This is a genomic window from Cognatishimia sp., assembly GCF_964229375.1.
Classification (GTDB): domain Bacteria; phylum Pseudomonadota; class Alphaproteobacteria; order Rhodobacterales; family Rhodobacteraceae; genus Cognatishimia.
Genome location: NZ_CAXREH010000200.1, coordinates 1 through 8,112 on the forward strand (window position 1 = coordinate 1; position 8,112 = coordinate 8,112).

General features: G+C 57.7%; 10 protein-coding genes. 5 read left to right on the forward strand and 5 right to left on the reverse strand.

The annotated features are described in order from the left end of the window. The 3 genes from ACEQWH_RS14720 to pheS all read left to right on the forward strand — a co-directional run. Positions 1-236, forward strand: a 236-nt coding sequence (locus ACEQWH_RS14720) for a DUF6596 domain-containing protein (RefSeq protein ID WP_370232088.1), incomplete at its 5' end; no start/stop codon positions are given. A gap of 21 nt (positions 237-257) precedes the next feature. Further along, positions 258-626, forward strand: a complete 369-nt coding sequence (locus tag ACEQWH_RS14725; RefSeq protein ID WP_370232089.1) for a hypothetical protein — start codon at positions 258-260, stop codon at positions 624-626. 69 nt (positions 627-695) lie between these two features. Then, the gene (pheS, locus tag ACEQWH_RS14730; RefSeq protein ID WP_370232091.1) at positions 696-1,766 is read left to right on the forward strand and encodes a phenylalanine--tRNA ligase subunit alpha; all 1,071 of its coding nucleotides are present in this window, start codon (positions 696-698) and stop codon (positions 1,764-1,766) included. A 26-nt stretch (positions 1,767-1,792) separates the two neighbouring features. On the opposite strand, the gene ACEQWH_RS14735 is transcribed toward pheS, so the two are convergent. Next, positions 1,793-2,197: a GFA family protein gene (locus ACEQWH_RS14735; RefSeq protein ID WP_370232093.1), complete on the reverse strand. Its 405-nt coding sequence runs from the start codon at positions 2,195-2,197 to the stop codon at positions 1,793-1,795. A 113-nt stretch (positions 2,198-2,310) separates the two neighbouring features. Between ACEQWH_RS14735 and ACEQWH_RS14740 the strand changes: the two genes are divergently transcribed. Then, complete coding sequence (locus tag ACEQWH_RS14740; RefSeq protein WP_370232095.1) at positions 2,311-3,090, forward strand: type 1 glutamine amidotransferase; 780 nt, start codon at positions 2,311-2,313, stop codon at positions 3,088-3,090. 3 nt (positions 3,091-3,093) lie between these two features. Here ACEQWH_RS14740 and ACEQWH_RS14745 read toward each other — a convergent pair whose 3' ends face one another. Both ACEQWH_RS14745 and ACEQWH_RS14750 read right to left on the reverse strand, forming a co-directional pair. Next, positions 3,094-3,588: an SRPBCC domain-containing protein gene (locus ACEQWH_RS14745; RefSeq protein ID WP_370232097.1), complete on the reverse strand. Its 495-nt coding sequence runs from the start codon at positions 3,586-3,588 to the stop codon at positions 3,094-3,096. After that, positions 3,581-3,925 carry an ArsR/SmtB family transcription factor gene (locus tag ACEQWH_RS14750; protein ID WP_370232099.1) on the reverse strand — a complete coding sequence of 115 codons (345 nt, stop codon included), beginning with the start codon at positions 3,923-3,925 and terminating at the stop codon, positions 3,581-3,583. Before ACEQWH_RS14750 ends, ACEQWH_RS14745 begins: the two co-directional genes overlap by 8 nt. 144 nt (positions 3,926-4,069) lie before the next feature. Here ACEQWH_RS14750 and pheT point away from each other — a divergent pair, with 144 nt between their 5' ends. Beyond that, entirely contained in the window at positions 4,070-6,481 is a 2,412-nt protein-coding gene (gene pheT, locus ACEQWH_RS14755; protein ID WP_370232101.1) for a phenylalanine--tRNA ligase subunit beta, read from the forward strand. Here the strand turns inward: pheT and ACEQWH_RS14760 are convergent. After that, a complete protein-coding gene (locus tag ACEQWH_RS14760) occupies positions 6,478-6,978 on the reverse strand; it encodes a GNAT family N-acetyltransferase (protein WP_370232103.1) in 501 nt (166 codons plus the stop codon). The two genes, pheT and ACEQWH_RS14760, sit on opposite strands and share 4 nt — an antisense overlap. Further along, the gene (locus tag ACEQWH_RS14765) at positions 6,975-7,880 is read right to left on the reverse strand and encodes a LysR family transcriptional regulator (protein WP_370232105.1); all 906 of its coding nucleotides are present in this window, start codon (positions 7,878-7,880) and stop codon (positions 6,975-6,977) included. The genes ACEQWH_RS14760 and ACEQWH_RS14765 overlap by 4 nt, the downstream gene beginning before the upstream one ends. Positions 7,881-8,112 lie beyond the last annotated feature (232 nt).

Here is an 8,112-nt window from a genome sequence, read left to right on the forward strand (position 1 = left end):
TGCGCGAAGCGCTTGTGCAAGAGGCGATCCGGCTGGGCCGTATTCTGGTGGCGTGGGTGCCCGATCATGCCGAAGCCAAGGGGCTGTTGGCCTTGATGCTGCTGTCTGACAGTCGCCGCCTGACACGCCGCGGCGAAGACGGACAGTTTGTGCCACTGGAATCTCAGAATCGCGCGCGCTGGAACCGGGCGCGGATCACCGAGGGCATTGCTTTGACCGAGGCGGCTTTGACGTAAGGCCCCGCCGGTCGTTATGGCATGCAAGCTGCGATTAGTGCTGTACATGCGCAGGCACCCGCGTTTTCTCAGACGGACTGGCCGCAGATCGTCGCGCTTTATGAGGTTTTGTACCAACGGTTTCCAAATCCGGTTCTGCGGGTCAATCAGGCAGTCGCCCTGTCCTATGCCGAAAACCCCGAGGCGGGCCTGCGCCTTTTGTCATCAGTGCAGGACGCGGGAAAACTGGATCGCTATCAGCCCTTTCATGCCTGCCGCGCAGATCTGTTGGCGCGTCTGGGGCGTCATCGCGAGGCGGCCGAAAGTTATCGCGCGGCGATTGCATTGACGCGCGCACCAGAGGAAGCCAGCTTTCTTGAGGCCCGCCTGGGGGCCTTGCGTCTCAACTAACGCGCGCCAATGCTTGCCATTCCGCCGCCAGTTCGCTAGCTGGATGTCGTGCAAACCAAAGAGGCCGACATGGACGATCTCAGAGACAAATATATCGCTTTGATCGCGGATGCCGCAGATGAAGCTGCAATCGAAGACCTGCGTGTGCAAGCTGTTGGCAAAAAGGGCGAAATCGCTCTGAAGATGCGCGAGTTGGGCAAGATGACGCCAGAAGAGCGTCAGATCATGGGCCCAAAGCTGAACGCCTTGAAAGACGAGATCAACTCGGCCCTGTCCGCAAAGAAAGCATCTTTGGCGGATGCGGCGCTGGAAGAACGCCTGCGCAGCGAGTGGCTGGACGTAACTTTGCCCGCGCGTGGCCGTCGTCAGGGATCGATTCACCCGATTTCGCAAGTCACCGAAGAAGTCTCGGCAATTTTCGCTGATATGGGCTTTGCGGTTGCCGAAGGTCCGCAAATCGAGACCGACTGGTATAACTTTGACTCTCTGAACATTCCGGGACACCACCCGGCGCGCGCAGAAATGGATACGTTCTATACGCATCGTGCCGAAGGCGACGAGCGCCCGCCGCATGTGCTGCGGACGCATACGTCCCCTGTGCAAATCCGCTCGATGGAGAAAATCGGCGCACCGATCCGGATTATCTGCCCGGGCCGCGTGTATCGCGCGGACTATGATCAGACCCACACGCCAATGTTCCACCAGGTAGAAGGCCTGGCGCTGGACAAAGACATTTCAATGGCCAATCTGAAATGGGTTCTAGAGGAATTCTTCACGGCCTTCTTCGGCACCTCCGTGAAAACCCGCTTCCGCGCAAGCCACTTCCCGTTCACCGAACCGTCTGCGGAAGTCGACATTCAGTGCAGCTGGGAAAACGGCTCTGTCAAAGTTGGCGAAGGCGATGACTGGCTCGAGGTTCTGGGGTCCGGCATGGTCCACCCCAAAGTGCTGGCGGCAGGGGGCATCGACCCCAACGAATGGCAGGGCTTTGCGTTTGGCATTGGTATCGACCGTCTTGCGATGCTGAAATACGGCATTCCTGATCTGCGGGCGTTCTTTGATGCAGATCTGCGCTGGCTGCGCCACTACGGGTTCGCGTCGCTTGACCAACCTACGCTGCACGGTGGCCTGGTCCGCTAAACCTTCATTGGACTGATGTCGCGCGCCTATGTCGATACAGTGGGCGCGTGGTTGGCAAAGACTGAAACGGGATCGTTGATCTCGTAGTAGGTGCCTTTGTCCTGCGCATAGATGTGTTTGGCGATGTGGAAATCCTCGGGCGCGCTGTCCAAACAGCCCGCCGCGATTGCCACGCCGCTTTCCCCGTTGATCTGATAAAACAGGCTAGAGCCGCAGGCCGCGCAAAACCCGCGTCGCGCGGCTGGTGAAGACTGGTACCACGTCAAAGTATCCTGTGCTTCGAAATGCAGACTGTCAAAGTCCGTCCGCGTTGCTGCCCAAAGGTGGCCGCTGGTTTTTCTGCACTGGCTGCAGTGACAGACCGTGATTTCCTTGCGGGCTGTCGGAAACTGGAATCGAACCTTCCCGCATTCGCAGCTGGCTTGAATCATGTCACACTCCTGAATTTTTGTCGCTTTCAGCATGGCGGAGAGCTGTGCGTGGTGTCAAAATCATCATCAGGCTCAGCCAGGTATTTTTAGTAGCTCAGGTCGGGAGAGGTCTGTTGACCAAAGTATTGATCATTGAATCCAACACTCCCGCAATGAATGCCGTTGGTGGAATCGCGTGCGGTGGTTTCCTGCGCACGATTCTTGGGCTGCGTCCTGCGACCGAAGTCCTTGTGGCCTCGCCCTATGGGGGGAAGTTGCGGGATCAGCTGTTTCATGAAGTCGATGGTGTGATTTTCAGCGGATCCGGCGTTGCATGGTCCACAGATGCACCCGAAGCGGCGGCGTTGCGGTCTGCGATGGAAGTGGCTTTTGCCGCGGAACGCCCCGTGTGGGGGTCCTGCAATGGTTTGCAGCTTGCAGCCGTGGTGCTGGGTGGTTCAGTTGGGGCGTCACCGAAAGGGCATGAGGTCGGTCTGGCTTTGGATCTGGCGTTGACCGAACAGGGCGAGCGGCATGCCATGATGTCAGGTCGCAGCGGCAAGTTTGCGGTGCCTTGTGTGCATCGCGACGAAGTACAACGTTTGCCTGAGGGCGCGGTTTTGCTGGCCGCCAATGATCATTCGCAGGTGCAGGCGATGGTCTATGAAAAAGACGGTGTGGATTTCTGGGGGACGCAATATCATCCAGAACTTTCAGCGTCCGAGGTTGGGGGATACCTCAATCGCGGGATCTTTGAAGATCAACGCCACATGCAGCACGATCTGATGGCAGCCGATTTCGATCCCGAGGCCGCATCACGGCTGGGTGCACCAGAGGGGGCTTTATCGCTTGAGATGCGCGCGCGCGAGTTGCTGAACTGGCTGGACCATGTCGAGGCAAAACGCGCGGCTTGAGTCTTAAGCTTTTAGCTCCTGCAAGACTTCGGCAAGGATCTCCATGCCTTTGCCCCAGCCGTTGCCCATTTGATCCATTGCCGCCGCGAAACATGCGATTTCGGCTTCGGAGGCGTTGTGTGGCACCCACGTCAGCACCATGTCGCATTTCTCGCCATTTGGGGTGAAGGTGACGGTGGTGGTCAGCCAGCGCGGCCAGTCAGGCATCATCGGGTTGGCAGTCACCTGCCAGTCGGCATCCGTGTTGCCGTGCAGCCAGATCAGTTTTTCGTTCTGCGCGACTTCGGTGTAATCCGCACGCTGATAGTTTGAATTGCCGCCCCATTGCATTTCGTGCAGCCATTCACCGCCCACACGCACGTCCATTTTGTGCACGATCGAGGTCACGCCGGGGCCGTACCAGCGTTGCACAAGCTCGGGTTCCGTCCAGGTGCGCCAAACCAGATCGCAGGGCGCGTCAAACAGGCGTTTTAACTCGTAAACGGGTAAATCAGTCATCTTTTCTCTCCTGTTTCAATGTCGTGAGAAGGTCGTCGAGCTGGTCAAACGACCCTGTCCAAAACTGTTTAAAGTCCTCAAGCCAGGCGACTGCCTCCTTCATGGGGGCGGCTTTCAGCCTTGCGGGGCGGCGTTGCTTGTCGATGGCGCGCTCTACCAGTCCCGCGTTTTCCAAAACCTTCAGGTGTTTTGACACCGCAGGCTGACTCATCGCGAAGGGCTGAGCCAGTTCATTCACCGAGGCATCGCCTTGGGAAAGCTGTGCCAAGATCGCGCGTCGCGTTGGGTCGGCCAGTGCGCCAAACACCGCATCCAGAGTCGGGTTCTGTGTCGTCATCGATTCCATAACCTTATGGTTATATAAAAGCCAAACGCCGTCAACCCTTGTGAAATCGGTGATAAAGCGGGCCATAGATCTTCCCCCTCTCGCGCTTATCCGCTAAAGCCCTTTTGACCCGACGATGACTGACGGAACGAACTGATGAAATTCACGCTTTCCTGGTTGAAAGACCACCTGGACACAGACGCGAGCCTTGACGAGATCCTTGAAGCCCTGACTGATCTGGGTCTTGAGGTTGAGGGGGTTGTAAACCCCGCCGAGTGCCTGTCTGAATTTACCATCGCCAAGGTGAACTCCGCCGAGAAACATCCGGACGCGGACAAGCTGAAAGTCTGTCAGGTTGAGACCGACGAAGGCGTCAAACAGATCGTCTGCGGCGCGCCGAATGCACGCGAAGGCATCACCGTGGTTCTGTGTAAGCCTGGTGCGTATATTCCGGGTTTGGACATCACCATCAAGGTCGGCAACATTCGCGGCGTTGAAAGCCACGGCATGATGGCATCCGAGCGCGAGCTGGAGCTGTCGGACGAACACAACGGCATCATCGAACTGCCCTCTGGTGAGGTCGGTCAGAAGTTTGTCGACTGGCTGGCGGACAACGATCCGGCCAAAGTTGATCCTGTCATCGAAATCGCTATCACGCCTAACCGCCCCGATGCGTTGGGCGTGCGTGGCGTTGCATTGGATCTGGCCGCCCGTGGTCTGGGTCAGATGAAGCCTGCGAAAACAGCGGATGTCAGCGGTGGATTTGACAGCTCGATCTCGGTTTCCATCGATGAAGACACCCGCGAAAACGGCTGTTTTGTTTTCGGCGGCCGTCTGATCAAAGGCGTGAAAAACGGCCCAAGCCCGCAGTGGCTTCAGGATCGGCTGACCGCAATCGGGTTGCGCCCGATTTCCACCTTGGTCGATATCACCAACTTCTTCACCTATGACCGCAACCGGCCTCTGCACGTCTTTGACGCAGACAAGGTCAACGGCGACCTGCGCATTCACCGCACGCAGGGTGGTGAGACCCTGGTTGGGCTGGACGAAAAAGAATACACCTTTGGCGCGGGCCAAGTTGTGATCTCTGATGACACTGGGATCGAGAGCATTGCCGGCATCATGGGTGGTCTGGAGACGGGCTGTACCGACGAGACCGTGAATGTCTTTCTTGAGGCGGCCTATTGGGATCACATCCAGATTGCGACCACAGGTCGGGCTCTGAAAATCAACTCTGATGCACGCTATCGCAACGAACGCGGCATCGATCCGGGCTTTAGTATGGAAGCGCTGGACCTGGCGACGCAGATGATTATGGACCTGTGCGGTGGCGAGCCCTCCAATGTGGTTGTCGCGGGCGAAGTTCCAGACGTCAGCCGCGCCTATAAGCTGGACACGGATCGCGTTCAGTCGCTGGTTGGCATGACCATTCCGGCAGAGGATCAGCGCGCAACGCTAGAAGCGCTCGGGTTCACGCTGGACGGCGATATGGCGCAGGTTCCAAGCTGGCGTCCTGATGTTCTGGGCGAGGCCGATTTGGTCGAAGAGGTGGCCCGTGTCGCGTCTTTGACCAAGCTGAAGGGCAAGCCGCTGCCGCGCATTTCGGCGGGTATTCCCGAGCAGATCCTGACACCAATCCAGAAACGCGAACAGATCGCGCGCCGCACCACAGCGTCGCTGGGCTATAATGAGTGCGTGACCTATAGCTTCATCGACAAAGCCTCGGCCGAGATCTTTGGCGGCGGGTCTGACGCAACGATGCTGGAAAACCCGATTTCTTCGGAAATGAGCCACATGCGCCCGTCTCTTCTGCCGGGTCTGTTGCAGGCTGCCGCACGCAATCAGGCACGCGGATTTATGGATCTGGCGCTGTTTGAATGCGGTCCTGTGTTCCACGGCGGCGAGCCGGGCGAGCAAGAGAACCTTGTGACCGGTATTCTTGTTGGGCGCACGATGTCCAAGGACATTCACGGCGAAAGCCGTCCGGTCGATGTCTTTGACGCCAAGGCCGATATGGAAGCGGTGCTTGAGGCGCTGGGCGCACCTGCAAAACTGACGTTCAACCGTTCCACCAATGGGTGGTGGCATCCGGGTCGTTCAACGAAAGTGGGTCTGGGGCCAAAGAAAATTCTGGGCGCCTTTGGCGAACTGCATCCGAAAACCATCGAGGCGATGGACGTCAAAGGGCCAGTCGTGGCCTTTGCGATCCACATCGCGGAAATCCCGATGCCGCGCAAATCCGGCGCGTCACGCCCTGCGCTGAACGTCAGCGACCTTCAGGCGGTCGAACGGGACTTTGCATTCGTCGTGGATAACGCTGTCGAAGCCATCAACCTCGTGAACGCGGCTGCGGGCGCGGACAAAGAGCTGATCGAGACAGTACGTGTTTTTGACGAGTTCACCGGCGAAAAGGCCGAGGCGCAAATGGGCGCGGGCAAAAAATCTATCGCCGTCACCGTGCGCCTTCAACCTTCTGATGCGACTTTGAAAGAAAAAGACATCGAAGCGGTATCCGCAAAAATCGTTGCCAAGGTCGAAAAGGCCACCGGCGGCACCCTGCGGGGCTAGGGTTTTGGATCGAAGGCCGGCGCATAGGTAAGCTGGCCTTCGGGATCCTTTCCAGAAAGCGTTCTGAATTGTACAACTTCGGGCGGCACGTCCCCGAAGCGCAGACGCGTGTTGCACTGAAATCCCAACCGCGCGTAAAGCGCAGGATCACCAATCAACGCACAGCCAGCGGCCCCGATGTCCTTGAGGCGCGCAAGGCCTTCCTCGACAAGCGCGCGGCCTATGCCTTGGCGCTGACGATCGGGCGCAACCGAGATGGGGCCAAGCCCGTACCAACCAGAGGTCATGCCAGTGATCTGCACAGGTGAGAAGGCGACATGCCCGACAATGCGGCCATCGACCTCGGCCACCAGCGACAAAGTCAGATCACCATCCGCTCTCAGATCATTCACAATCTGCCCTTCATAGCCATCGCTGTAGGACATCTGTGAAAACGCAAGCTGGGTGAGGGCATAGATCGCCTGAACGTCGCGCGCTTGTTCTGCGCGCAGGATCAAAGCTTGCCCCGATAGGTGCGCTTGAGGAAATCCGACAACATGTCAAACACCAGCCGAATGCGCCGGCTTGTGTTAAGCTCTTGATGCGTGGCCAGCCAGACTGGGTATTTCAACAGCTCTTTTTCCGTCACCACGCGGCGCATGTTGGGTACTTTTTCTGCAACAAGATCGTCCATGATGCTGAGGCCAAAGCCCTCAAGCGCATATTGCCAGGCAACCAGCCCGTTTTCGGATCCGATATGGAAATTGTCGTTGGTGATGTGGATGTCCAGCGCCTCGAGATATTGCAACATGACGGCCTCATCGCCATAGGAAATGAAGCGATGCGCCTTCAGATCCTCGCGGGTCGTTGGGGTACCGTGTTTCTGCAGATAGCTGTCCGCGCCATACATGGACGCGTTTGCCTCGACGACAAGTTTCGCGATCAGGTCTTGTTGTTCCGGACGCACGTGCCGGATCGCGATGTCTGCTTCGCGACGCAGCAGGTCTCGGATGTCATTGGCTGCGATCACGTCGATCTTTAGGTTTGGCGCGGTGTCTTCCAGTTCGCGCAGAAAGCCCGGCAGAATATAGGCGGACATCATGTCAGATGCCGTAATGCGCACCTCGCCTTCGATGGATTGCGATTGCCCCGATGCGGTTAGCGCAAAGAGGTTCGCGGCCTCGCCCATCTGCTTGGTGTGATCCAGCAGCTCGATCCCGGCCGTGGTTAGCTCGAGCGTGCGTCCGACACGTTCAAACAACAGGATGCCCAGATCCTCTTCAAGGGCCGCAACCTGGCGACTGAGCGTTGGCTGCGTCAGGCCAAGGTCGCGCGCCGCTGCCGACAAAGAGCCGGTTTCAGCGGTCGCCAGAAAGGCGCGGATGTGGTTCCAGTCGGGGGTCTTTGGTGAATTGCTCATACGTTTGTGTATATGTATCTTGCGAAATTCGGCAATTCTATTCGTGAATTTTGAGTCTATTTTGGCTTTCGAGATCCAAATGTGAGAGAAAAACACCATGGCAACCGCTGATGCTGCGAAGTTCTGGGACAAGATTGCACCGAAATACGCACGTGATCCGATCAAGGATATGGCGTCCTATGAGCTGACATTGAACAAAACGCGGGGCTATCTCGCGGCGGAGCACACGGTT